The organism is Amorphoplanes friuliensis DSM 7358 (assembly GCF_000494755.1).
GTDB lineage: Bacteria > Actinomycetota > Actinomycetes > Mycobacteriales > Micromonosporaceae > Actinoplanes > Actinoplanes friuliensis.
Genome location: NC_022657.1, coordinates 3,600,738 through 3,624,017, shown reverse-complemented (window position 1 = coordinate 3,624,017; position 23,280 = coordinate 3,600,738). Strand labels below are relative to the sequence as shown.

Sequence of the window (23,280 nt, the reverse complement as noted above, 5' to 3'; positions counted from 1 at the left end):
CCCAGTTGTCCTCGCTCATCGACCAAAGGAGTCAACATGAGGACAGGAAGCAGGGTACTCCGTCACCTGGGTCTCGCATCCCGGGCCGGATTCGCCGCAGCTCTCGTCGGAGCGGGCATGGTGGCCCTCTCGGCCAGCCCGGCCGCTGCCACAACCGCCAGCAGCAACTGCAGCGCCACCTCGTTCGGCCCGATGTGTTACTACTTCCAGTCGTCCTACCGGGGCTCGCGCGCAGCGATCAACGGCTGGGTCAACGACCTCTACGCCTACGAGTTCAGCAACACCGGCGCGGGCGCCTATCAGGACGTCGCCAACAACGCCGGCTCCGGCGTCAACGCCGACACCCGGTGCGTCGCCCGGATCTGGGAGCACGGCACCCAGACCGGCCGCGTCAAGGAACTGAACTGGAACGGCTACGTCGGCGACCGCGATTCGACCCTGGACGAGCTGAACAACAACAACCGCTCGCAGAGCTGGCGTTCCTGCACCTAGGAACGACGCGCAGTAAATATCATCGACCCGGGAGGCCGGCGTTACTTCGTCACGGCCTCCCGGGCCCTGCCGCGCGCCTTTGCTGTATTCCGCAAAGGACACGATCGCGCGCTTTCCGTATTCCGCATGAATCGTCGCGCTGCCCCTTTTTCTCCGATGATGAGAGGACCACCATGAACAGGTACACCACGCCGGTCCGGCTGGCGGCCGCCCTCGCGCTGTGCCTCGTCGCGGCGGGCTGCAGCGACGACAAGCAGCCCGGCGCCGCCTCGGACGCGCTGACCGTCAACTCCCCGCCCGTGGTCGGGGCCGCGCCCCAGCTCGACCTGCTGGACGGCAAGGTCTTCCCCGTCGAGGCCTACAAGCTGACACCCGAGAAGACCCGCCAGCTCAACAACGCCCAGACGGTGCTGGCCAACAAGTGCCTCGCCCGCTTCGGCTTCCCGCCGTCGCTGCGGGAGGTCCCGGCGTCACAGCCGATGGACGCTTCCAACAGCCGCCGGTACGGCATCACCGACGGAGCGGTGGCAGCGAAGTACGGCTATCACCAGCCGGGTGGCAGCGACGGGCAGACCAGTCGCCCACCTGCCGAGCCGGTCACCAAGGAGCTGAGCCTGGTGCTCTACGGCGCTCCCGACCCGACCGGCACCGGCAAGCAGACGGGCACCGCCGCCAACGGCGCCGAGATCCCCGCCGGCGGCTGCATGGGCGAGAGCAAAAGCAAGCTCAGCGCGGACGCGTACGAGCGGGTCGACCCGGGGCAGTTCGCCAGCGACATCGAGCTGGCCGCGGGCAAGCAGGCCGACGCGGACCGCCGTGTCACCGGCAAGTTCGCCGAGTGGTCCGCGTGCATGAAAACGGACGGCTTCGATTACAGCGACCCGTTCCAGCCGCTCGACGGCGAGATCCTCAAGAGCAGCCTCGCCCAGCCGGTGCCCAGCGCGCTGGAGATCCGGACAGCCGTCGCCGACGTCGAGTGCAAACAGAAGGTCAACCTCGTCGGCGTCTGGTTCACCGTCGAGGCGGCGTACGAGGAGAAGTTGATCGAAAAGAACCAGGAGCGGCTCGCCGACATCAAGAAGGCGATCGACGCGATGCTCCAGTCGGCCGCCGGCGTGACCGGTTGAGCAGCGACAACAGCCGCCGACGGAGGTAGTGATGTTCGGGTTCGCCTGGGACAGGCCCGACGGGGAGCAGATTCTCGAGGAGCCGGCTGCCGCTCCGGCGCCGGCGCCCCGGGAGGACGGTCCCGTCCGGCGGAACGGCCGGCGGCGGTGGGCGTTGCTCATGGCCGGCGGGGCGACGCTGTTGTCGCTCGGCGGGCTCATCGGGGCGTCGTTCGTGCAGTCGCCCGAGCAGCAGCGCGCCTCGGCGCTGCCGCCGGCTCCGAGCGTGCTCACCGCCACCGTGGAGGAACGGCTGCTGGCGTCGACGGTGGTGACCCGCGGCGAGGTCGGTGCGGACAGGCAGGTCGAGGTCACCCCGGCGAGTGCGCAGGGTGCCGAGGTCACCGTCGTGACCGCCGTCCGTACCAGGGTGGGCGCCAAGATCAAGCCTGGTGACGTCGTGCTGACCGTCTCGGGCCGGCCCCTGATGATCCTGCCGGGTGCCATCCCGGCTTACCGCGACCTGAAGCCGGGCGACGAGGGTGACGACATCGCGCAGTTGCAGTCGGCGCTGCGTCGGCTCGGCCACTACGACTCGGGTGATCGCCGCGGCTGGTTCGGGCCGTCGACCAAGGCCGCGGTCCGCCGCCTCTACGCCGACATCGGGTACGAGGTGCCCGACACGGGCGGGCCCGGCGGCCAGGAGGACCGCGAGCCCTTGCGGGCCGCGGACGATGCGGTCGGCGCGGCCCGCTCGGCCGTCACCTCGCTGAAGGCCCGGCTGGCCGCGGCGACCCCGCCGCCGTCCGCCCCTGGCGAGCCGACCCTCAAGGACCAGCTCAAGGCGGCCAAGCGCACCTTGGCCCGCGCCGAGCAGGACCGCAGGGACCTGGTCGCACGCACCGGTCCGATGGTGCCGCTGGCCGAGGCGGCGTTCCTGACGACGTTCCCGGCCACCGTGGTCGCGGTCGGCCGCAAGGTCGGCGACCCCGTAGAGGCCCCGCTGATCACCTTCGCCACGGGCCGGCTCACCGTCACCGCCAAGCTCCAGCCGGAGCAGGCATCGCTGCTGCGGCCCGGGATGCCGGTCGAGATCCTCTCCGAGACCCTGCGGGAGAAGGCCACCGGTGTGGTCGGCACGGTCGGCAAGCTGACCACCGACCGGTCCGGCGGCGACGGCGAGGAAGGTCAGGCGGCGGGCCTCCCCTACGTCCCCGTCACGGTGACGACCAAAAAGGCGCTCGGCAACCAGTGGAACAATCTCGACGTCCGGCTCACCGTGACCGCGGCGCAGACCAGCGGCAAGGTCCTGGTCGTGCCGGTCTCCGCGGTGAGCGCCTCCGCCGACGGCACCACCACCGTCAGCGTGTCCCGACCTTCAGGCGACCTGGTACGCGTCAGCGTCGAACCGGGCGTGTCCGGGGACGGATTCATCGCGGTGACCCCGGCCGCCGACGCCACCCTCGCCGCCGGTGACCGCGTGGTGGTCGGCCGATGACCGCGCCGGTCGTCCGCTTCGACGCCGTCGCCAAGACGTACCCCGGCCCGCCGCCGGTCCACGCCCTGCACGCGGCCGACCTCACCATCGAACGCGGTGAGTACGTGGCGGTCGTCGGCCCGTCCGGCTCGGGCAAGTCGACGTTCCTCAACCTCGTCGGGCTGCTCGACCGGCCGTCGAGCGGATGTTACGAGCTCGACGGCATCAACGTCGGCAGCCTCCGCGAGTCGGACCGCTCGGCCGTGCGGGGCCGCCGCGTCGGCTTCGTCTTCCAGTCGTTCCACCTGCTCCCCTATCGCAGCGCGGTCGAGAACGTCGCCCTGGCGCAGCTCTACACCGGACCCCCGGGCCCGGAACGCCGGCAGACCGCACTCGCCGTGCTGGACCGCGTCGGGCTCGCGCACCGGGCCGAAGCCCTGCCGACCATGCTGTCCGGTGGTGAACGGCAGCGGGTCGCCATCGCCCGCGCCCTCGCCAACCAGCCCAGCCTGCTGCTCTGCGACGAGCCCACCGGCAACCTCGACAGCGAGACAGCCGCAACGGTCCTCGCCCTGCTCGACGAGGTGCACGCCGCCGGCTTCACGGTCATCGTGATCACCCACGACGCGGAGGTCGCCGCCCGCAGCCCGCGCCGCATCACCATCCGCGACGGGGTGCTGCATGGATGAGCGTTCCCGGCTGTCGCTCAGAGACCTGGTGGGCGAGGCCGTCTCCGGCATCCTCCAACGCCCGGGCCGCTCGACCCTGACGATGCTCGGCACCGTGCTCGGCATCGGCGCGATGGTCGCCATCCTCGGCCTCACCACCACCGCGGGCGGCCAGATCGACCGCCGCTTCACCGCCCTGGCCGCCACCGAGGTGACGGTCGAGGACGTCGGCGCCGACCAGGTCAGCCACGAGATGAGCTTCCCCGCCGACGCCGGCAGCCGCATCCGCCAGATCAACGGCGTGGTCCGCGGCGGTGTCCTCTGGCCTCTCCCCCTGCGCAAAGCCACCATCAGCGGCGTCCCCGAGGTGAGCGGCGAGAGCAGCGGCCTGGCCCTCTACGCCGCCGAACCGGACGCCCTCGCCACGCTGCACCCCGTGATCACCACCGGCCGCACGTTCGACGCCTTCCACGTCAGCCGCCGCGAACGCGTTGCGGTGCTCGGGATCGGCGCGGCGAACCGCCTCGGCATCACACGGCTCGACGCATACCCGGCGGTGTTCATCAACGGGTCCCCGTACACCGTCATCGGCATCATCTCCGAGCTGGAACGCCAGCCCGAACTCCTGCTCGGCGTCATCCTGCCGTCGTCGACGGCGCTGACCGCGTACGGGCCACCCGTCGACCAACCGGCCAAAATGATCGTCGAAACCCGCCTGGGCGCGGCCCGCGTCGTCGCGCAGCAGGCACCGCTCGCCCTGCGCCCGGACGCCCCGGACCGCTTCCGGGCGATCGCCCCACCGGACCCCCAGTCCCTCCGGGGCAGCGTCACCTCCGACCTCAACGTCCTCTTTGTCGTCCTGGCCGCCATCACCCTGATCATCGGCGGCGTGAGCATCGCCAACACCACCTTCGTCGCCGTCCTGGAACGCACCGGCGAAATCGGCCTCCGCCGCTCCCTGGGCGCCCGCCGCCGCCACATCGCAGCCCACTTCCTGGCCGAATCCGCCGCCCTCGGCACACTCGGCGGTCTGGTCGGCACGAGCCTCGGCGTGGTCGTGGTCGTGGTGGTCGCTCTGATCCAGGACTGGACGGCGGTGCTCCAACCCTGGACGGTGCTGCCCTCGCCCGCGGCGGGAACGCTGGTCGGGGTCGCCGCCGGGCTCTTCCCCGCCATCCGCGCCGCCAAGATCGAGCCGGTCGAGGCCCTGCGCCGCTGAATTTCAAGGAAGCCGGAGCCCACGGAGACCCCAACTTCAACGAAGTCGGGGCGTCCGCGACCCCGCGAGGGCCCAGGTCCAAAGAAGTTGAGGGCTTGTGGCCCACGCAGACCCCAACTTCAACGAAATTGGGGCGTCCGCGACCCGCGAGCGCCCAAGCCCAAGGAAGTCGAGGCCTCATGGCCCACGAAGACCCCAACTTCAACGAAGTCGGGGGCGTCCACGATCCGCGAGCGCCCAAATCCAAGGAAGTTGGAGCCTCCACCGTCCGCAGGGGCCCCGATCGAGCCGGTCCGGGCCGGCAGGCCGCTGAGATCAAACCGGCCAAGTGCCGCAGCCCACTCGGATGGGCCGGTCCAGGCACGCACGGCGCTGAGATTGAGACGGTCCAGGCCCACACGAAGCCGAGACTGAGCCGGTACAGGCCGGCACGTCGCTGAGATTGAGACGGTCCTGGACCGCGAGCTGGGCGGCCTCAGAGGGCGAAGGTTTTGGGCCGGTGACACCGGCCCGGAGCGGGGCAGAAATTGACGGGGTCCGATGCTAGCGTCGGCTGGTCGTCAACGGGGGGAACGTTCATGGCAAACAAATTGAGCCGCACTCTGTCCATTGTCGCCGGCTTCGCACTGGTCACCGCCGTCCAGGCCGCTCCGGCTCAAGCCGCTGCACGGCCGACCGGTGTGCTTCTGCTGTCCGGTGGTGGGGCGACACATGCGGTCGACGTTCGCAGCGGCCGCGTGATCGCCGAGGTGGGTGATGGGTTCGACGCCGCTGTGTCGCGGCGGGCGAGTGTGGCCTACGGACGGGATGTCGATCCTTGTCATCCCGACGTCGAGGGTTGTTTCGGGGCGGCCGACCTGCTGACATCGTCGGTGGCCGGCACCGGAGAGCGACTTCTTGTGCACAATCCTGAGGCGCAGGGCGGTGTTTCCGATCCTGACTGGTCGCCTGACGGGGCGCTGATCGTCTACTCCTGGCACACGCCCGGGGAGCGGGGGCTCAATCTGGTTCGTGCGGATGGTTCCGGGAACGAGCAGATCGTTTCGTTCAGTGGGCCCGGGACCTTTGCGCCCAGTGGGCGGAGCGTCGCCTTTGTCAAGGACGGCAACCTGCAGGTCATTGATCTGGGGACGCGGCAGGTTCGGCAGGTGACCAGTGACGGGCTGGCTGCGTGGTCGGCGCCGGACTGGTCGCCGGACGGGCGGTTCCTGGTCTATGCGGGCGAGTCGACGTTCTTCGTCGTTCCCGCCGCTGGTGGCACACCGGTGGCCGCCGCGTGGCCGGCGATGATGCACTCGGTCGGGTCACCGGTGTTCTCACCTGACGGCCGCAGCGTCGCCTTCACCGCGACCGAGAGCTTCCCGGACCCGGATCAGCCCTGGGTGCGGCGCGTCTTCACGGCGGCGGTGGACGGTTCGCGGCTGACGCCGGTCAAGGACACCTACGACGAGGCCACCGACTGGTTCGGGCTCTGATCGGCCGTTGTCACCGTGCCGGCCGCGCCGTCGACGGTGATCAGCTGGCCGTCGGTGATGCGGGTGGTGGCGGCGGGTACGCAGATGACCGCGGGGATGCCGTATTCGCGGGCGACGGTGGGGCCGTGCGCCATGATGGCGCCGGTTTCGGTCACCAGACCGGCCGCTGTGAGGAACAGCGGTGTCCAGCCGGGGTCTGTGGTGCTCGTGACGAGGATGTCCCCGGGTTCCAGGTGAGCGGTGGCCGGGTCGAGCACGACCCGCGCTCGGCCGGTCGCCCGCCCGGCTGACGCACCTACGCCTCGCAGAGCGTCGTCGGGTGCCGGGCCGGCGGTGAGCAGGGACTCGATGTCGGTGCCGTCGGATAGCAGGGCGACGGGGACCGTGCGGCGGCGCAGTTCGCGCTGGTGCACCGCTTTGCGGGTCGTGATGACGGCGCGGAGGTCGAGGTTGTCGTGGACGGCGGCGTGGACCTCGCCCAGGGTTGCGAACACGATGTCGTCCCGGTCGGCGAGGCGGCCGGCGGTGGCGAGGTCGGCGCCGATGAGGAGGAGCTGGCGGCGCATCTCGCGGAGGGAGTAGAGGCCCGCGAACTTGCCGGACTCACGGAGGCCGGCCAGTGCTCGGGCGCGGCGCAGGAGGAAGCCGGTGAGGCGTCCGCGTACCGGTCGGCGGCGGCGGGCCCGGGCAACCAGGTCGTCGAGGGTTGCTTCGGCGGTGGTGGCGGCGCGGGCGAAGCGGACATCCGGTGCCTGCTCCGGATCCTGCACCCGGAGGTAGTTGGCGATCATCGCGAGGACCGGTGCCGGGTTCTCGTCCCAGCGCGGCACGCCCAGGTCCACCTCGGCGGCGCCACGGTGGCCGTACCGGGTGAGGAAGGCGGTGAGGCCGATCTCCGGGAGTGTTCCGGCCAGAAAGCGCTCGGCGAGCTCGGTGGGGGGCGTGGTGAGCACGAGGTCGCGGTGCTCGCCGACCTGCTGTGAGAGCCTCCACAGCGCGAGGTCCATCTCGATGGTGACGTTGTGCGGCATCCCCGCCAGGACGGCGTGGATCTCGTCCGGTCCGGCGAGACCCTTGAGGAGCTGCTCCGGCGCGGCGGCGGCAAGCATCCCGGCCACGATCGTCCAGGTGATGGCATCGGCACCATCCGGCGCATCCTGCCGCCGCACGAACCGCAACCGTTCCGCAGCCACCTCCAAACCACCGGGCACCGCCGCCGCCAGCCCGCGAGCACCGGAAACCGCCGCCGCCAGCCCGCGAGCACCAGAAACCGCCGGCGACAGACCGCGAGCATCGGACACCGCCGGCGACAGACCCCGATCACCGGGAACCGCCGGCGGCAACTCGCGGGTACCGGACACCGCCGGCAGCAGACCGTCGGCGCCCGAAGCAGCAGGCAAGGGTTGTAGGTGGTCGGGCGGCGCCGAGGCGAGGCGGAGGTTCTCGACGGCTTGGAGCAGGCGGCGGCGCGCCTTCTCCGGCCGGGCCAGGGCACCCACCACCCCGCTCACGCCGCGAGCCGCGGTGGCGAGCGACGGCATCGTGGCACCCGGCCGGGCGGCCGCAGCGTCCGGGGCGAAGCGAGGATCCTGAAGGACCCATTCCATCGCCGCCTGGGCGCGCGGCCCGAAGTCGACGGCCATGAGCTTGATCAGGCGTTTGCGGGTCGCGGGGTGGCGGGCCAGGTCGGTCAGGTCGCCGTAGAGGCGGCCGCCGATGTCGACGATCTCCGCGCGGACACCCAGGGCCGCGAGCATCGCCGCGATCCGGTCGGACAGGGTCGACAGGCCGAGGGGCGTGACCGGCTGGAGCATGCCCTGCACGTGCCCGAACTCGAAGTACACGCGCAGATCAGGTGTCGCCGGCGGCAGCGGGAACAGCGTGGTGATCGGCCGCGACTGCAGCAGCCACAACGTCCCCGAGCGGTCGAAGGCCCACTCCACGTCGACCTCGCCCGGCAGGCGCTCCCCCACGGCCTGCAGCTCGGCCAGCTGCTCGGGTGACAGGCATCCACCGGCCGGGGTGGCGGACGCACCGAGGACGTAGTGGTCGGCCTGCACCGTTCCGTCGACGACCGCGCTGCCCGGGCCCGGGGCGGCGTCGACGACCATCTCCGTGCGGCTGCCGGTCAGCGGGTTCGCCGTGAAGAGGACGCCGGCGACCGAGGCGTCGATCATGCGCTGGACGACGACTGCCATGCGTACCGTGTCGGTCTGAAGGTCGTGGGCTTTGCGGTAGGCGGTGGCGCGAGGGCTGTGCAGCGACTCCCAGCAGCGGGTGATCGCGGCGAGCAGGGCGCCGGGGCCGGTGACGTCGAGGATCGTGTCGTGCTGCCCGGCAAAGCTGGCGTCCGGCTGGTCCTCGGTGGTCGCGCTCGAGCGGACCGCGACCGGCCCGCCGCCGAGCTTCCCGTACGCGGCCAGGATCTCCGCCTCCGGCAGGACACCCTTCCGGTACGCCTCCGTGGTCACGCAGAAGCCCGGTGGCACCCGGAAGCCCTGCTCGATCAACGCGCCGAGACCGGCCGCCTTACCCCCGACGAGACCGACGACGCCCCCGGTGAGGCCGGTCACGCCTCCGGGGAGGGCGGTGACAGCCGTCACGTCGGCCAGTGCGAGCACCTGCATCGGACCCCTCCTCGTTGCAATACGACTGCAATGTAACCCACACTATCCGGCCGGCGCCACGACGGCAATGCCTGATTGGACCCGAGAAGTCGGAAGAAACGCTGGTCGTTCACACCCCTGAAATGCTCCCCGTAAACATTGCCGGCGTGTTTCTATTCGCGCCAATGACAATCGCCTTTAGGGGAGGGTGACCGTGTCATATCGGCGCAGCCTGTCCGCGTTCGCCGCGGCCGCCTTGATCGCAGCCTCGTTTTTCGTGATCGAATCCGCCACGCCCGCGGCCGCCGCCGTATTGCCTTCCGGATTTCGCGAGCAGATCGTGCTCACCGGCCTTGACCAGCCGATAAACGTCGAATTTGCGCCCGACGGGCGGGTCTTCGTCGCGGAGAAAGCGGGACGGATCAAGGTATTCGACTCTATCGCGGATCCGACACCGACGCTTTTTGCCGATCTTTCCGCCAATGTGCACAACCAAAATGATCGAGGACTTCTCGGACTGGCCCTACCGCCCGACTTTCCTGTCCGACCGTACGTTTATGTGCTCTATACGTACGATGCGCCACCGGGACAAACGGCGCCGGTCTGGAACGACAACTGCACCTCGGTCGGCGGCACGAATGGTGGCCGGTGCATCGTCACCGGCCGGTTGTCGCGCCTGCAGGCCGCCGGCAACGTCATGACCGGGCCCGAGCAAGTGCTGGTGCAGGACTGGTGTCAGCAGTTCTCGTCGCACTCGATCGGTGACCTGCACTTCGGCGGTGACGGCATGCTCTACGCCAGCGCCGGTGACGGCGCCAGCTTCAACGTCGCCGACTACGGCCAGCTCGGCACCCCGATCAACCCGTGCGCCGACCCGCCCGGCGGCACGATGACACCGCCGGCGGCCCAGGGTGGCGCGTTGCGGTCCCAGGACGTGCGCACGACGGGCGACCCGGCCGGCCTCGACGGGACGATCCTGCGCCTCGATCCCCTCACCGGTGCGGCGGCCGCCGGCAACCCCGCCATCGGGTCGGCCGACCTGAACACGCGGCGGATCGTCGCGAGCGGCCTGCGGAACCCGTACAGGTTCGCGATGCGGCCGGGTACGAACGAGGTCTGGATCGGTGACGTCGGCTGGAACACCTGGGAGGAGATCAACCGCCTGAGCAACCCGACGGCCGGGGTCGCCAACTTCGGCTGGCCCTGTTTCGAGGGCACCGGGCGTCAGGGCGGGTACGACGGCGCGAACCTCGACATGTGCGAGAACCTCTACAGCGCAGGCGGGCAGACGGCGCCGTTCTACACGTACCAGCACACCGAGAAGGTGGTGAGCGGCGAGACCTGCCCGACGGGTGGGTCGAGCACCTCCGGCATGGCGTTCTACCCCACTTCGGGCGGTGACTATCCGGCCGCGTACCAGGGTGCGGTGTTCTTCTCGGACTACACCCGCGACTGCATCTGGGCGATGCGCCCGGCCTCCCCGGGCGGTGTGCCCGTCGCGGCGAACAGGATCACCTTCGCCGCCTCGGCCGCCAACCCCGTGGATCTGGCGATCGGGCCGGGCGGCGACCTGTACTACGTCGACGCCGGTGGCACGATCCGCCGCGTGCGGTACTTCGCGGGCAACCAGCCGCCGAACGCCGTGCTCGTCGCGGCCCCGACGACCGGCCCCGGCCCGCTGACGGTGTCGTTCGACGCCACCGCCTCCGACGACCCGGATCCCGCCGACGAGGGCCTGCTGCGGTACGAGTGGGACTTCACCGACGACGGCACCGTGGACGCCCGGACGGCGACCGCGACCTTCACCTATCCCCCGGGTGGGCCCTACACCGCACGCCTGCGGGTGATCGACACGCTGGACGTGGCCGACACGCAGACCGTGGCGATCCAGGCCGGCAACACTCCGCCGGAGGCCGTCATCGACACCCCGGAGGCGGGCACCACGTTCGCCGTCGGCCAGAACCTCACCTTCACCGGTCACGCCACCGACCCGGAGCTCGGTGACCTGCCTGCATCCGCGCTGCGCTGGCGGCTGCTGCAGCACCACTGCTTCACCCTGGACAGCTGCCACATCCACACCGCGCAGGAGTGGAACGGTGTGGCCGGCGCGTCGTTCCCTGCGCCCGACCACGAATATCCGTCCTATCTGGAGCTCGTGCTGACCGCGACCGACTCCGGTGGCCTGTCGTCGACGACCACCCGCCGCATCGACCCGCGCACCGTCGACCTGACGTTCACCAGCAACCCGTCCGGGATGATGGTCGCGGTCGGCAGCACCGCGCAGGCCACGCCGTTCACGCGCACGGTCATCCAGGGCTCGGAGAACTCGGTCAGCGGTGTCACGCCGCAGAGCGCCGCGGGCACACCGCAGATCTACGCCGCCTGGTCCGACGGGGGCGCGCAGACCCACGTCATCGTCGCTCCTTCGACCCCCAAGACCTACACCGCCACCTTTGTACGCCAGCGCGTGACGCAGTCGCAGATGCGCGTACGGTCGGTGGACAGTCAGGAGACCGCCGGGCAGGACGGACGCGGTCTGAACGTGCTGGACGGCAACCCGGCGACGATGTGGCACACCCAGTGGCAGGCCGCCGATCCGCCGCACCCGCATCAGATCCAGCTGGATCTCGGCGCCACCTACAGCGTCACCAACCTGTACTACCTGCCCCGCCAGAACAGCGCGAACGGCCGCATCGCCCGCTTCGAGATCTCGGTTTCGACGGACGGCACGACGTGGGGCACCCCGGTCGCCACCGGCACGTGGCCCAGCACCACCGCCGAGCAGACGGTCACCTTCGCCGGGAAGACCGGCCGGTACGTGCGTCTCCGCTCGCTCTCGGAAGTGGGCGGCCGTGCCTGGGCCTCGGCCGCCGAGCTGAACGTGGGTGTCGCCCCGCGCGTCCCCCGGGTGACGATGAAGGTCCGTTCCGTCGACAGCCAGGAGACAGCCGGCGAGGACGGCCGCGGCGTGAACGCGCTGGACGGCAACAATGCGACCTACTGGCACACGCAGTGGCAGGCCGCCAGCCCGCCCCACCCCCACGAGATCCAGCTCGATCTGGGCCGTGCGGGCTCGGTCAGCTGCGTCTACTACCGCCCCCGCCAGAACAGCCCTCGCGGCCGGATCGCCACCTTCGAGGTCCACACGTCGACCGACGGCACCAACTGGGGAACGGCCGCCGCCACCGGCACCTGGCTCGACACCGTGAACGAGCAGAACGCCTGCTTCAGCGCCCGGACCGCCCGCTACCTCCGCCTCCGCGCCCTGTCCGAAGTGGCCGGCAACCCGTGGACGTCGGCCGCGGAGGTCGGGGTGATCGGCCGTTGAGAAACCGCCATAGGCGGACATAACTCCCGTTACGCTCACTGCATGATCAACCCACGATGGCTGCGAGCGGCCGTCGCCGGCATCATCCTGACCGGCGCGGCCGCCTGTGGTGAGGACAGGCCCGCGGATCCGATGTCCGCAATCGTCGAGGCGTCCGAAGTGTTCCTGGCCACGCTGGACGCCACGGAAAAGACGAAGGTGCCCCTCGGGATCAAGCTCGGCGACCTCGACACCGAGGAACTCGCCGCCGCGAAGTCGGTCCTGAGAACGGCCCTTGGCACCGGCTTCGACCGCGTCACCCAGATCCTCCAGGCCGCCGACCAACTCCCGGGTGGAAGCGGTTCCTACTCACTGACATTTCTCGGTACGCCCACCGCGGCCGGTTCCTGGGAGCTGCACTTCCGCGGGCGCCTCCTGGCCGTCACCCGGACGTACCGGGCCGGTGCGGTCGCCGGCGCCTCGCCGTTCTTCGTGGCGTCCGAGCCGGCCAAGTGGACCAGTGCCGACGGCGAGACCCACGCGCCCCTCGACGACATGAGGAAGGCAGTGCTGGCGATGACCGGCAGCCTGAGCGGGGCGCAGCAGGCGAAGGCCAAGCTCCGGAAGACGTACTCGGATGTGCTGGCCGGGCCGTTCCCGCGGACCAAACAAGGGCTCGCGGTGAGTGCCCTCTCCGCGGAGCAGCAGAAACTGGTCCTCGCCGCGGTCCAGCCGTGGGTGGCCGGCGAGAGGCTCCTGAGCACCTACGCGGCCGAGCTGGACGGAACCTTCATCGGCTGGTCCGGCACACCGGGGCTGACGAACCACGCCGACTACGTCCGCATCGACGGCCCACGCGTGTGGGTCGAATTTGTCTGCCAGGACGGCAAGATCCTCCGCGACAAGATCAGCTACCGCACGGTCTACCGCGACCGCTCCCCTCCTTGAGGGACTCGGCGCGCAGGTACCCGTCGACCAGCTCGACGCGCGCTTCCAGCGTCCCGGCGGGAACGTCCACCAGCTCGAACCCGTACTCCCGGTACGCCTCCTCGTGAAACCTCTCGAACCTGACCGAGTCCGCCAGCCCGATCCGCCGCGCCGCCGTCGGCGTGATGAACCCCAGCAGCCGTACGAAGAACACCCGCCGCTGATAGATCCCCTGCGCGACCACCCGCTCGACCTCGGCCGCCAGCCCGGCGGTCACCGGCCGATCGCTGTACCGCGCCAGCGCCAGCGTGCAGATCGGCGACCGATCGAACACCTGAACCACACCGGTCGCCTGCTGCTGCCGCTCCCGCTGCACCCGCGCCACCGCATCGACAAACCCGGCACCCCGCCACGGCTCGTCGTCCCCACCCGCCTGCCCCCACGCGATGACATCGGTCGCCGCCTCGTCGACAACGGCATATCCGAGCTTGCGCAGGGCCCTCACCAACACGGTCTTTCCAGCCCCCGGCGCCCCGGACACGATGTACCTGAGCATGATTTCCTCCTGTGGTCCGGATCCGGCCCGGGCACGACAAACCGACGGCCGGGGCCGCGACGAAGAAGTGGTGAGTCGGCCCGCTTCGCTCGCGAAGAACGCGGCGGCGGGGGTCACGACCGTGGCCGGGCTGCTTCTGCCCGCCGATCAGCGACCTGCCCCGACAGACTACGCGCAGGCCGCGCGGGTGGTCCTACGCTGGGCGGATGGATCGTCGACGGTTGAGCAGCATCGCGCATACGCATCATCCGATTGCGGCGCCGGTTTTCGGGGTGAATGTCAATCGGTTGTTGCGGAGGACCGGGCGGGAGCCGTCCGCGCGGATTCTTGACCTCGGGTGCGGGGAGGGCGCTTGGGTGTTGCAGGCGCTCACGCATTTTCCGGACGGGCATGCGGATGGTGTGGACCTGGACCCGTACGGCTTGGAACGGGCGCAGGCCGCCGCCGGGGAGCGGGGGCTGGCCGACCGGCTGACGGTGCACGAGCGGGACGCGCGGACCTATGTGGCCGACGGCGATTACGACCTGGTGTTGTGTGTCGGGTCGACGCATGCGTTCGGGGGGTTCGCCGAGACGCTGGAGCTGGCCGGGCAGCACGTCAACCCGCACGGCGTTCTGCTGGTCGGTGAGTGTTTCTGGTCGGTGCCGCCGACGGCGGCGGCCCTGGAGGCGCTCGACGCCAAGGCGGACGACTACACCGACCTGGCCGGGCTCGCCGACGTCGCGGCCCGCGCGGGGTGGGCGCCCGTTTACGCCCATGTCAGTGACCTCGCCGAGTGGGACGACTACGAGTGGTCGTGGACGGGGTCGCTCACGGAGTGGGCGCTGGACAACCCGGGCCATCCCGACGCCGCGGACGCGCTCGCCGTCGCCCAGGAGCACCGCGAGCAGTGGCTTCGCGGGTACCGCGGTGTCCTGGGCTTCGTGACGCTGGTGCTACGCCGCCTGGGGTGAGGCGGGATCGGACGGGTCGGGGTCGGTGTCGGGGACGACCTCCTCGGGCGGGGCCGGGTCGCTGAGCTGTTCGCGGATGTAGTTCCAGACGACCGCGATCAGCGCGGCGACCGGGACGGCGAGCAGGCTGCCCACGATGCCGGCCAGGCCACCGCCGAGGGTGACCGCCAGCAGGACGACCGCCGCGTGCAGGCCGAGGCCGCGGCTCTGGATCATGGGCTGGAAGACGTTTCCCTCGAGCTGCTGGACCGCGACGATGATGCCCAGCACGATCAGGGCGTCCGTCGGGCCGTTCGAGACGAGGGCGATCAGGACCGCGACGAAGCCGGCGAAGAGCGCGCCGACGATCGGGATGAACGCCGTGACGAAGGTCAGGACGGCGAGCGGGAGGACGAGCGGGACGCCGACGATCCACAGGCCGACGCCGATGAACACCGCGTCGAGCAGGCCGACGAACGCCTGGGAGCGGACGAACGCGCCCAGGGTGTCCCAGCCGCGCGAGGTCACGATCGGGATGTCGACGGCGAGGCGGCCGGGGAGCTGACGGGTCAGCCACGGCAGGAAACGCGGGCCGTCCTTGAGGAAGAAGAACATCAGGAAGAGCGCCAGCACGGTGGTGACGACGCCGTTGACCACGGTGCCGACACCGGTCAGGGTGACCGTGATGATGCTGCCGACGCTGTCCTGCACCCGCTGGATCCCCGTGTCGAATGCCTGGGTCACCTGGTCGTCGCCGATGTTGAGCGGCGGGCCGGACGCCCATTCGCGGACCTGCTGGATGCCGTCGATGACACCGGTGACGAGCTGACCGGACTGCGAGGCGACCGGAACGGCGATCAGCACGATGATGCCCGCCGCGACGAGCAGGAAACCGACCGTCACCGTCGAGGCGGCGAGGGCGGGGTGCCAGCCGTGGCGGCGCAGGAAACGGGCCACCGGCCAGGTCAGCGTGGTCAGCAGCAGCGCGATGACCAGCGGCCAGATCACCGACCAGGTCCGGCCGAGAATCCACAGGGCCACCCACGCCATCAGCAGGACGAGCAGCGACTGCGCGGAGATGCGTGCCGACGTACGCAGTGCGGCTTGCGTTTTCCTGGAGCTCAAGGAGGCGGACATGGGGATCACCTTAGGGATCACCCCACCACGTCCGCAGCGCGAACCGCCCACGTACGCCGGCACACCGGCCTCAGGTCACTTGCGACCGTCCCGCATCGCCTTGTAGATCCAGGGGGTGATGTTGTCGACACGCGCTGCGTTCTCGACGCTGCCGTGCGGGCACGACGGGCCGTTGCTCACGACCGCCACGAGCGCCGGGCCGCGCTTGCCCTCCAGGAAGAAGGGGCCACCCGAGTCGTACGGGCACGGTGTCGTGTCCGGCTCCGGGGCGTGACCGGTGAGGCCCGTGACGGAGTCGGCCAGGGAGACGACGCTCATCTGGCCGGTGCGCAGCCGCGTCTCCGGCACCGGGTTGGCGCTCTGGGTCGACCCGTAGCCGGTCAGCCGGACGACAGCGCCGATCTCGGGCGCCCGGTTGCTGAGGCGGATCGGGCGGACGGTTCGGATCGGGGTGTCGAGTTTGGCCAGCGACACGTCGGCGGTCGTCGACTGGCGCACGGCGACGACCTTGACCTCGCGGCCGCCGGTGCCGGTCAGGTCGGTACGCCCGACCGTCGCGGTGGTCAGGTCGGCCACGGGCCGCTCGACGCGGACACCGTCGGCGTCCCGGAAGCAGTGCCCCGCGGTGATCACCCATTGTGGGGCGATCAGGGCGCCCGAGCAGGCGCTGTTGCGCTTGCCACCGGTCGCCGTGGGGATGCCGGTCATGGTGAGCTTGACGGAGAAGCTGTACTTCCCGTCGGGGACGGGTTCGCCGTTGGCGATCGCGTTCGCCGTGCCGGTGAAGGCGTAGGCCGTGACAGCGGCCACGACCGGGATGAGTAGACCGGCAGCCAGCTTGGTCTTGGTGCTGCGTCGCACGCTCGGAGCTCCTCTGCGGTGGTCGGCACGGCCGCACCGGCGGCCGCGATGTCCACCGGACATTGATCCATGTCGGCGCAAGGGCCGCAAATCAGCGGATCAGGTCTGCCTCGTTGTGAGCCGGACGGCGGTGTAAGCGCGCAACACGAAGGTCGGCCGCTGCACCGGCTCCGCGGCGAGGGCCAGGGCGGGCAGGTCGAGCAGCGCGGCCAGACCGGCCTGCAGCTCGATGCGGGCCAGCGGAGCTCCGAGGCAGAAGTGCAGGCCGGCACCGAAGCCCAGGTGCGGGTTGGGGTCCCGGCCGACGTCGAACGTGTCCGGTTCGGCGAAGACGGCCGGGTCGCGGTTGGCCGCGCCGAGCAGCGCGGCGACCTCGGCACCGGCCGGGATCGTCACCCCTTCGACCTGCACGTCGGCGGCGGCGATCCGGACGAACATGTGCAGCGGCGGGTCGTAGCGGATCATCTCCTCCCCCGCGGCGGGGATCAGGCCGCGGTCGGCGCGGAGCCGGGCGAGCTGGTCCGGGTGCCGCAGCAGGGCCACCACACCCCCGCCGAGGGCGTTGACCGAGGCCTCGTGACCGGCGTTGAGCAGCAGGATCGCCGAGGCGACGAGCTCGTCGGCAGAGAGCTTGTCGGTGCCGTCGCGGACCGTCACCAGGTGGCTGACGAGGTCGTCGCGCGGTTCGGCCCGGCGGCGGTCGGCCAGGTCGCGCAGGTAATCGGCGAACTCGGCTGCGGCGGTCAGCGCGGCCGCCTCCACCTCGGGGGTCCGCGTCACCTCGTACATCCGCACGATCGCGGCCGACCAGGGGCGCAGCCGGTGCCGGTCGGCCACGGGCACTCCGAGCAGCTCGGCGATGACCGTGACGGCGAGCGGCTCGGCGACGTCGGCGAGCAGGTCGAACTCCGGCCCGGCGGCCCGCAGCAGCGCGCCGGCCTCGGCGGCGACGGCCGGGCGCAGCCGCTCGACGTGACCGCGGACGAAGGCCTTGGCGACCAGCGACCGCAGGCGGGTGTGCACCGGCGGCTCGTTCTCCATCATCTGGTGGCGGTGCAGCAGGTTGAACGGCTCGTAGACCTCGGCCGGCTCCCGGTCCTGCCAGAACCGGCCCAGCCGCCGGTCGCGCAGCACCGCGTTCGCCGCGGCGTGACTCGCCGCCAGCCACCGGCCGGTCGGTTCGTGCCGGCTCACCGGCGCTTGCTCCCGGAGCAGACCGAGCACCGGGTACGGGTCCCGCACGAACCCGGGATCAGCGAAGTCGACCTCCATCCCCGCACGGTAGCGGCCGGACCGCCGGATGGGGCAGCACCACGTGCCCGCCCGGCGCACGGGTGCGGATCGCTGGCCCAGGGGGCTTATGCTCGTCCGTGCTCGACCATCGAGGTAGCGAAAGGTCCAGCTTGTCTGCCATGTACCCGGCTCCGCCGCCGATGGAGCGGCCGACCACCCTGCGGGTGTCGTCCGCCCTGCTGTTCGGCGTGGCCGCGCTCGCCCTGGTGGGCGCGGTGATCGAGCTGCTGTTCGTCAACACCGGCCTGAGCGTCTACCGCGACACCTGGACCGGCGAGACCGGCTCGGGTTTCGGGAGCATCTTCGGCGCGACCCTCGACATCTTCTTCGCCGCCGGGCTCAGCATCCTGGCCATCCTCAACGGCCACGGCCGGCGCAACGCCCGCGTCGTGACGCTCGTCCTCGGCGGTCTCTTCTTCTTCTGCGGCGGTTTTGCCACTCTGGCCGATCGGCCCGACGGCGCTTCCCGGACGACGGGAGACGGCACTCTCGGTGACATCCTGCCCACGGCGTACGGGATCACGGTCGCCGGTCTGGACGTGCTGATCACGCTCGGGATCCTGGGCGCCCTGGTGCTGCTGGTGCTGCCGCCGTCCAACCGGTTCTTCATCAACGCGCAGCTCATCAGGGACATGCCGCCACCGCCGGTGGTCGTCTACCTGCCGCAGCCGGTCGTGCCCGCACCCCGGGGCCCCGAGCCGCCGCCGCACACGGGCAGCATCCCGGCGATCGACCCGTGGGCCTCTCAGCAGGACCGGCACCAGCAGTAATCAGGCCTGGGGTGTGCGGCCGGCGTAACGGCCGCTGGGGCGGAAGCGGCTCGGCTGGTCGGCGTACTCCTCGAGAGCGTGGGCGATCCAGCCGGCGGTCCGGGCGACCGCGAAGATGACTTCTCCGGCGTCGGCGCCCAGGCCGTGCAGCAGCGCGAAGGCGGCCAGGGCGAAGTCGATGTTCGGCGCGGTGCCGGAGTGGTCGGCCATGGCCGTGACCAGGGCGTCCAGCACTTCCCGGGACGGCCCGTCCGCGGGGAGGCGATCGAGCAGCGCGGTCGCCCGGGGGTCGCCGCCGGGGTAGAGCAGGTGCCCGAAGCCGGGCACCCAGCCGTCGGCGCGGAGCCGGTCCGAGATCGCGCCGACCACGTCCCCGGTCCGCACAGCCTCCGACACCAGGGCGTACGCCAGGGTGCTCGCCGCCCCGTGCAGCGGACCGTCCAGAGCGGCCAGTCCGGCGCCGACCACGGCGTACGGGTGCGCCCGGGTGGAGGCGGCGACCCGGGCGGCGAAGGTCGAGGCGGCGAGGTCGTGGTCGGCCAGCAGCACCAGAGCGGCGTTGAGCCCGGCCGCCGCCGCCGGCGCAGGCGCACGGTCGCTGAGCCGTGACCACAGAACCTCCGCGAGGCCCGTCCCGGACACGGCGGAGCGTTCGGGCAGGGCCGCGACCATCGTCCCGAGCAGGGTGCGGGCGGTGGTGACGACCGCGGCGGGTGTCGTGTCGAAGCGCATCCGGTCCGCCGAGCCGGCCGCGGCGACGACGACTCGCAGCCGGTCGGCCGGGCGGGTGTCCGGCGGCAACGGCGCGGAGACGGCCTCGGCGAGGGCCAGCACCCCGGCGGTGGGCACGAGTGGTACGTGCTCCAGGTGTCCGGTCCAGAGCAGCGTCGCGACGGACTCGTAGGACGCCTCGGCGGCCAGGTCGCGGGCGCGCCGCCCGCGGTAGAACAGCTCGTCGCCGGTGATCAGCGTCAGTCCGGTGTGGATCTCCGCGACGGGACCCTGACGACGGCGTCCGGCCGCGAACGCCGCCACGTCGGGCTCGGCGAAGAGGCTCTCCTTGCCGTCCGCGTTGCGCCGGCTGGCCAGCAGTCCCCGGCTGACATACGCGTACACGGTGGCCTTCTTGACGCCGAGCCGGCGGGCGACCTCGTCTGTGGTGAGCAGGCGTTCGGAGGTCATGTGGTCATCTTCTCATGTTGACTGGATCAATGTTGACAGGTGGATGACTGCGCCCGACATTGGAGGCATGCTGACTGTGAAACCCGGGCTCGCCGACGTGGTCGCCTTCGACACCCAGATCGCCGAGCCGGACCGCTCCGGCGGCTCCCTGCGCTACCGCGGGATCAACATCGAGACCCTGATCGGCCGGGCGAGTTTCGCCGACGTGTGGGGCCTGCTGGTCGACGGCGACTTCCGCCGGGCGCTGCCGGCCGCCGAGCCGTTCGCCGTGCCCGTGCACTCCGGCGACATCCGGGTCGACGTGCAGGCGGCGACGGCGATGCTGACGCCCTACTGGGGGCTGCGGCCGCTGATCGACATCGACGAGGCGCAGGCGCGCGAGGACCTTGCGCGTACCTCGGTCATGGTCCTGTCTTTTGTCGCCCAGGCCGCGCGCGGCGTGGGCCGGCCGGCCGTGCCGCAGCGCCGGGTCGACGAGGGCCGCACCGCCACCGAGCGGTTCATGATCCGCTGGCAGGGTGACCCGGACCCGCGTCACGTCGAGGCGATCGACCGCTACTGGGTCTGCGCCGCCGAGCACGGCATGAACGCGTCGACCTTCACCGGCCGGGTCGTGGCCAGCACGGGCACCGACGTGGCCGCCTGCCTGTCCGCCGCGGTCGCGTCCCTGTCCGGTCCGCTGCACGGCGGCGCACCCGCCCGGGCGCTCGGCATGGTCGAGGCCGTCGAGCGCGGTGGCGACGCCCGCGCCTACGTCAAGCAGGTGCTCGACAGCGGCCGGCGGCTGATGGGCTTCGGCCATCCCGTCTACCGGGCCGAGGACCCTCGCGCGCGCATCCTGCGGGCCGCGGCCCGGGAGCTCGGCGCTCCCCGGTACGAGGTGGCGCTCGCCCTGGAGAACGCCGCCCTGGCCGAGCTGCGCGAACGCAAACCGGACCGGGTGCTGGAGACCAACGTGGAGTTCTGGGCGGCGGTCGTCCTCGACTTCGCCGGCGTGCCGGCGGAGCTCTTCACACCGCTGTTCACCTGCGCGCGGACGGCGGGCTGGAGCGCGCACATCATCGAGCAGAAACGCCTCGGGAAGATCATCCGGCCGTCCGCCGACTATGTCGGACCGGCCGGCCGCTCCCCGGAGTCGCTGCCCGGCTGGGACCGGCTCTCTGTGACGATGGGGGCATGATCCTGCTGGTACCCGCCGACGCCCTGCGCCCCCGCCGCCCGGACGAGCACTTCGCCCCCGAGGCGGCGGCGGCCCGCGAGTCCGGCCTGGACGTCGCCGTGATCGACCACGACGCTCTCGCCCGCGGCGACGACCCGGCCGCCGCGGTCGCCCGGGTGCCCTCCGGCGGGACCGCGGTCTACCGGGGCTGGATGCTGCACTCGCCGCAGTACGCCGCCCTGGCCTCGGCCCTGGCCGCGCGCGACGTCGTGCTGCGCACCAGCGCCGACCAGTACCGCCGGGCGCACGAGCTCCCCGGCTGGTACGACGCACTCGCCGCGGTCACGCCGGAGTCGGCCTGGACGACCGGTGACGACCGGGACGCGTTCGAGCACGCCTGCGACACCCTGAGGAGTGGCGCGGCGGTCCTGCGGGACTACACCAAGTCGATGAAGCACTACTGGCACGAGGCCGCGTACATCCCGGACATCAGCGATCGGGAGGCGGCTTGGAGGGTGGCGAGCCGCTTCCGGGAGCTGCGCGGCGACGACTTCACGGGCGGTTTTGTGCTGCGCCGCTTCGAGACCTTCACCGGCGGCGCGGAAGCGCGGACGTGGTGGGTCGACGGAGTCTGCCGTCTGGTCACCGCTCACCCGGACACCCCGGACACCGTTCCGCCGGCCGACCTGCACGAGGTCACTCCCCTGGTCACCGCTCTGGGCCTGCCCTTCGTCACGGTCGACCTCGCCCAGCGCGACGACGGCCGCTGGCGGGTCATCGAGCTCGGCGACGCCCAGGTCAGCGACCGCCCCACCACGACCAGCCCCGGGGAACTGATCGCAGCAGCCGTCCACAGCGAATGACATGGAGCCCGAAGCCGGATTCGAACCGGCGTGAACCGCTTTGCAGGCGGACCCCTGGCCACTCGGGCATTCGGGCAGGGTCGTGCCCTCGGCTGGAATCGAACCAGCGACGACCAGGTTCGGAACCTGGCGCTCTGTCCGCTGAGCTACGAGGGCCTGGGGTGATCACGGGGAGTCGAACCCACGCCTTCCAGGACCACAACCTGGTGTGCACACCGGTACACCATGATCACCGTGCCCGCGGAGGGAGTTGAACCCCCGGCATCCGGTTTGTAGGACCGGCGCTCTTCCAGTTGAGCTACACGGGCTTGTTGCCGCTCCGGCGGAAGGATTCGAACCTTCACCTGTACGCAGTAACAGTGCGCTGCCCTGCCGTTGGGCGACGCCGGAATGAGGTGCGCGGAGGAGAGGCGGGTCGAACGCCTACGGGCAGATGCCCCAACGGTTTTCGGGACCGCGGCCGTCGCCAACTGTCGGCTGGCTCCTCCCTGGTGATACCTGTTCGTGCCCCGAGCAGGATTCGAACCTGCGACCTCCTGATCCGTAATCAGGCGCGCTCTCCGCTGCGCCATCGGGGCCCTGCACCCGCCGCGTGCCGGCGGGGTGGTGCGGAAGAGGCGGGATTCGAACCCGCGGACGCTTGCGCGTCTCTCCCTTAGCAAGGGAGCGCCTTGGGCCTCTCAGCCACCCTTCCTCCCGGCGTCCCGTACGGGGGACGCTCGTACCCGGAGCGCGATTCGAACGCGCACTGTGCTGGTTCTGGGCCAGCCGCCTCCTGCCGTTGGGCTACCCGGGCTTGTTGCTCTGCGAGCCAGCGGGCGGACTCGAACCGCCTGCCTCCGGATTACGAAACCGGTGCACGACCTGTCGTGCTGCACTGGCGTGAGCGGCTGCCGGGATTCGAACCCGGGACCTCGACGTTGGCAACGTCGCGCTCTGACCTGACTGAGCTACAACCGCATGCGCAGGCCGTGCCGGGGTCGAACCGGCGGTCTCCTGGTTGAGAACCAGGCGAGTTGACCACTACTCCAACGGCCCATCGGTCCGGAGCCCGGGGATCGAACCCGGCGTGTCCTGCTCCCGAAGCAGGCGGGTTACCCAGCTCCCTCGCTCCGGCTGAAAAATTGCATGTGTCATTCGCTGTGGAATTGTCAAAGACCATTGCATGGGCGGCAGGAATCGAACCCGCAACACACGGCTTTGGAGACCGTTGCTCTACCGGATTGAGCTACGCCCATAAGAGGTGTAGA

General features: G+C 70.9%; 19 protein-coding genes and 13 tRNA genes. 12 read left to right on the top strand and 20 right to left on the bottom strand.

From position 1 onward, the window contains the following. Positions 1-117 precede the first annotated feature (117 nt). From AFR_RS16880 to AFR_RS16855, 6 genes are all read left to right on the top strand, one after another. Complete coding sequence (locus AFR_RS16880) at positions 118-492, top strand: hypothetical protein (RefSeq protein WP_023361727.1); 375 nt, start codon at positions 118-120, stop codon at positions 490-492. Positions 493-665: 173 nt separating this feature from the next. Then, a complete protein-coding gene (locus AFR_RS16875) occupies positions 666-1,619 on the top strand; it encodes a hypothetical protein (RefSeq protein WP_023361725.1) in 954 nt (317 codons plus the stop codon). A gap of 31 nt (positions 1,620-1,650) precedes the next feature. Beyond that, positions 1,651-3,096 carry a peptidoglycan-binding protein gene (locus AFR_RS16870; RefSeq protein WP_023361723.1) on the top strand — a complete coding sequence of 482 codons (1,446 nt, stop codon included), beginning with the start codon at positions 1,651-1,653 and terminating at the stop codon, positions 3,094-3,096. Then, a complete protein-coding gene (locus tag AFR_RS16865) occupies positions 3,093-3,764 on the top strand; it encodes an ABC transporter ATP-binding protein (RefSeq protein ID WP_023361721.1) in 672 nt (223 codons plus the stop codon). The genes AFR_RS16870 and AFR_RS16865 overlap by 4 nt, the downstream gene beginning before the upstream one ends. After that, complete coding sequence (locus AFR_RS16860) at positions 3,757-4,962, top strand: ABC transporter permease (protein WP_023361719.1); 1,206 nt, start codon at positions 3,757-3,759, stop codon at positions 4,960-4,962. Before AFR_RS16865 ends, AFR_RS16860 begins: the two co-directional genes overlap by 8 nt. A gap of 578 nt (positions 4,963-5,540) precedes the next feature. After that, complete coding sequence (locus AFR_RS16855; RefSeq protein WP_023361717.1) at positions 5,541-6,437, top strand: DPP IV N-terminal domain-containing protein; 897 nt, start codon at positions 5,541-5,543, stop codon at positions 6,435-6,437. Here AFR_RS16855 and AFR_RS45115 read toward each other — a convergent pair. Both AFR_RS45115 and AFR_RS47865 read right to left on the bottom strand, forming a co-directional pair. Then, positions 6,404-9,064 (bottom strand): PEP/pyruvate-binding domain-containing protein, encoded by a 2,661-nt coding sequence (locus AFR_RS45115; protein WP_023361715.1) that lies wholly within the window; start codon positions 9,062-9,064, stop codon positions 6,404-6,406. The two genes, AFR_RS16855 and AFR_RS45115, sit on opposite strands and share 34 nt — an antisense overlap. A 177-nt stretch (positions 9,065-9,241) precedes the next feature. Then, a complete protein-coding gene (locus AFR_RS47865; RefSeq protein ID WP_238547440.1) occupies positions 9,242-9,469 on the bottom strand; it encodes a hypothetical protein in 228 nt (75 codons plus the stop codon). On the opposite strand from AFR_RS47865, the gene AFR_RS16845 reads away from it, so the two are divergent. Next, a complete protein-coding gene (locus AFR_RS16845; protein ID WP_238547368.1) occupies positions 9,384-12,371 on the top strand; it encodes a discoidin domain-containing protein in 2,988 nt (995 codons plus the stop codon). The genes AFR_RS47865 and AFR_RS16845 overlap by 86 nt on opposite strands. Positions 12,372-12,413: 42 nt before the next feature. Further along, a complete protein-coding gene (locus tag AFR_RS16840; RefSeq protein ID WP_023361711.1) occupies positions 12,414-13,298 on the top strand; it encodes a DUF3500 domain-containing protein in 885 nt (294 codons plus the stop codon). On the opposite strand, the gene AFR_RS16835 is transcribed toward AFR_RS16840, so the two are convergent. Continuing rightward, the gene (locus tag AFR_RS16835; RefSeq protein WP_023361710.1) at positions 13,258-13,833 is read right to left on the bottom strand and encodes an AAA family ATPase; all 576 of its coding nucleotides are present in this window, start codon (positions 13,831-13,833) and stop codon (positions 13,258-13,260) included. The two genes, AFR_RS16840 and AFR_RS16835, sit on opposite strands and share 41 nt — an antisense overlap. Positions 13,834-14,039: 206 nt before the next feature. On the opposite strand from AFR_RS16835, the gene AFR_RS16830 reads away from it, so the two are divergent. After that, positions 14,040-14,786: an SAM-dependent methyltransferase gene (locus tag AFR_RS16830; protein WP_041840922.1), complete on the top strand. Its 747-nt coding sequence runs from the start codon at positions 14,040-14,042 to the stop codon at positions 14,784-14,786. Here the strand turns inward: AFR_RS16830 and AFR_RS16825 are convergent. The 3 genes from AFR_RS16825 to AFR_RS16815 all read right to left on the bottom strand — a co-directional run bounded on the left by AFR_RS16825 (position 14,769) and on the right by AFR_RS16815 (position 18,035). Further along, positions 14,769-15,902, bottom strand: a complete 1,134-nt coding sequence (locus AFR_RS16825; protein WP_023361706.1) for an AI-2E family transporter — start codon at positions 15,900-15,902, stop codon at positions 14,769-14,771. The genes AFR_RS16830 and AFR_RS16825 overlap by 18 nt on opposite strands. 75 nt (positions 15,903-15,977) lie before the next feature. Further along, the gene (locus AFR_RS16820; RefSeq protein WP_023361704.1) at positions 15,978-16,763 is read right to left on the bottom strand and encodes a S1 family peptidase; all 786 of its coding nucleotides are present in this window, start codon (positions 16,761-16,763) and stop codon (positions 15,978-15,980) included. 99 nt (positions 16,764-16,862) lie between these two features. Further along, positions 16,863-18,035 carry a cytochrome P450 gene (locus tag AFR_RS16815; protein WP_023361702.1) on the bottom strand — a complete coding sequence of 391 codons (1,173 nt, stop codon included), beginning with the start codon at positions 18,033-18,035 and terminating at the stop codon, positions 16,863-16,865. A gap of 140 nt (positions 18,036-18,175) precedes the next feature. On the opposite strand from AFR_RS16815, the gene AFR_RS16810 reads away from it, so the two are divergent. After that, entirely contained in the window at positions 18,176-18,826 is a 651-nt protein-coding gene (locus AFR_RS16810) for a hypothetical protein (RefSeq protein WP_023361700.1), read from the top strand. Here AFR_RS16810 and AFR_RS16805 read toward each other — a convergent pair whose 3' ends face one another. Further along, on the bottom strand, positions 18,827-20,008 hold the full coding sequence (locus AFR_RS16805) for a citrate synthase family protein (protein WP_023361698.1): 1,182 nt from the start codon (positions 20,006-20,008) through the stop codon (positions 18,827-18,829). A 67-nt stretch (positions 20,009-20,075) separates the two neighbouring features. Here AFR_RS16805 and AFR_RS16800 point away from each other — a divergent pair, with 67 nt between their 5' ends. Both AFR_RS16800 and AFR_RS16795 read left to right on the top strand, forming a co-directional pair. Further along, the gene (locus AFR_RS16800) at positions 20,076-21,188 is read left to right on the top strand and encodes a citrate synthase 2 (protein ID WP_023361696.1); all 1,113 of its coding nucleotides are present in this window, start codon (positions 20,076-20,078) and stop codon (positions 21,186-21,188) included. Then, entirely contained in the window at positions 21,185-22,030 is an 846-nt protein-coding gene (locus tag AFR_RS16795; RefSeq protein ID WP_023361694.1) for an ATP-grasp domain-containing protein, read from the top strand. The genes AFR_RS16800 and AFR_RS16795 overlap by 4 nt, the downstream gene beginning before the upstream one ends. A gap of 2 nt (positions 22,031-22,032) precedes the next feature. On the opposite strand, the gene AFR_RS16790 is transcribed toward AFR_RS16795, so the two are convergent. From AFR_RS16790 to AFR_RS16735, 13 genes are all read right to left on the bottom strand, one after another. Further along, positions 22,033-22,106: transfer RNA gene (locus AFR_RS16790), tRNA-Cys, on the bottom strand. Between the two features lie 7 nt (positions 22,107-22,113). After that, positions 22,114-22,186: transfer RNA gene (locus tag AFR_RS16785), tRNA-Arg, on the bottom strand. 1 nt (position 22,187) lies between these two features. Continuing rightward, positions 22,188-22,263, bottom strand: a tRNA-His gene (locus AFR_RS16780). A gap of 2 nt (positions 22,264-22,265) precedes the next feature. Beyond that, a tRNA-Val gene (locus tag AFR_RS16775) sits at positions 22,266-22,338 on the bottom strand. A 9-nt stretch (positions 22,339-22,347) separates the two neighbouring features. Then, positions 22,348-22,420: transfer RNA gene (locus tag AFR_RS16770), tRNA-Asn, on the bottom strand. Positions 22,421-22,535: 115 nt separating this feature from the next. Further along, a tRNA-Arg gene (locus AFR_RS16765) sits at positions 22,536-22,608 on the bottom strand. Positions 22,609-22,639: 31 nt separating this feature from the next. After that, positions 22,640-22,724, bottom strand: a tRNA-Ser gene (locus AFR_RS16760). 28 nt (positions 22,725-22,752) lie between these two features. After that, positions 22,753-22,826: transfer RNA gene (locus tag AFR_RS16755), tRNA-Leu, on the bottom strand. 13 nt (positions 22,827-22,839) lie between these two features. Then, positions 22,840-22,912 (bottom strand) — tRNA-Thr (locus tag AFR_RS16750). A 3-nt stretch (positions 22,913-22,915) separates the two neighbouring features. Then, positions 22,916-22,990, bottom strand: a tRNA-Gly gene (locus AFR_RS16745). Positions 22,991-22,995: 5 nt separating this feature from the next. Continuing rightward, positions 22,996-23,068 (bottom strand) — tRNA-Glu (locus AFR_RS16740). A 5-nt stretch (positions 23,069-23,073) separates the two neighbouring features. Beyond that, positions 23,074-23,146: transfer RNA gene (locus AFR_RS46105), tRNA-Pro, on the bottom strand. 48 nt (positions 23,147-23,194) lie between these two features. After that, a tRNA-Trp gene (locus AFR_RS16735) sits at positions 23,195-23,268 on the bottom strand. Positions 23,269-23,280 lie beyond the last annotated feature (12 nt).

Coding starts and splice junctions, on each gene's coding strand:
- AFR_RS16840 (WP_023361711.1), top strand. CDS start 12,414: ATGATCAACCCACGATGGCTGCGAGCGGCCGTCGCCGGCATCATCCTG.
- AFR_RS16800 (WP_023361696.1), top strand. CDS start 20,076: ATGCTGACTGTGAAACCCGGGCTCGCCGACGTGGTCGCCTTCGACACC.
- AFR_RS16855 (WP_023361717.1), top strand. CDS start 5,541: ATGGCAAACAAATTGAGCCGCACTCTGTCCATTGTCGCCGGCTTCGCA.
- AFR_RS16865 (WP_023361721.1), top strand. CDS start 3,093: ATGACCGCGCCGGTCGTCCGCTTCGACGCCGTCGCCAAGACGTACCCC.
- AFR_RS16860 (WP_023361719.1), top strand. CDS start 3,757: ATGGATGAGCGTTCCCGGCTGTCGCTCAGAGACCTGGTGGGCGAGGCC.
- AFR_RS16830 (WP_041840922.1), top strand. CDS start 14,040: ATGGATCGTCGACGGTTGAGCAGCATCGCGCATACGCATCATCCGATT.
- AFR_RS45115 (WP_023361715.1), bottom strand. CDS start 9,064: ATGCAGGTGCTCGCACTGGCCGACGTGACGGCTGTCACCGCCCTCCCC.
- AFR_RS16805 (WP_023361698.1), bottom strand. CDS start 20,008: ATGACCTCCGAACGCCTGCTCACCACAGACGAGGTCGCCCGCCGGCTC.
- AFR_RS16825 (WP_023361706.1), bottom strand. CDS start 15,902: ATGTCCGCCTCCTTGAGCTCCAGGAAAACGCAAGCCGCACTGCGTACG.
- AFR_RS16795 (WP_023361694.1), top strand. CDS start 21,185: ATGATCCTGCTGGTACCCGCCGACGCCCTGCGCCCCCGCCGCCCGGAC.
- AFR_RS16810 (WP_023361700.1), top strand. CDS start 18,176: ATGTACCCGGCTCCGCCGCCGATGGAGCGGCCGACCACCCTGCGGGTG.
- AFR_RS16875 (WP_023361725.1), top strand. CDS start 666: ATGAACAGGTACACCACGCCGGTCCGGCTGGCGGCCGCCCTCGCGCTG.
- AFR_RS16835 (WP_023361710.1), bottom strand. CDS start 13,833: ATGCTCAGGTACATCGTGTCCGGGGCGCCGGGGGCTGGAAAGACCGTG.
- AFR_RS16880 (WP_023361727.1), top strand. CDS start 118: ATGGTGGCCCTCTCGGCCAGCCCGGCCGCTGCCACAACCGCCAGCAGC.
- AFR_RS16815 (WP_023361702.1), bottom strand. CDS start 18,035: ATGGAGGTCGACTTCGCTGATCCCGGGTTCGTGCGGGACCCGTACCCG.
- AFR_RS16870 (WP_023361723.1), top strand. CDS start 1,651: ATGTTCGGGTTCGCCTGGGACAGGCCCGACGGGGAGCAGATTCTCGAG.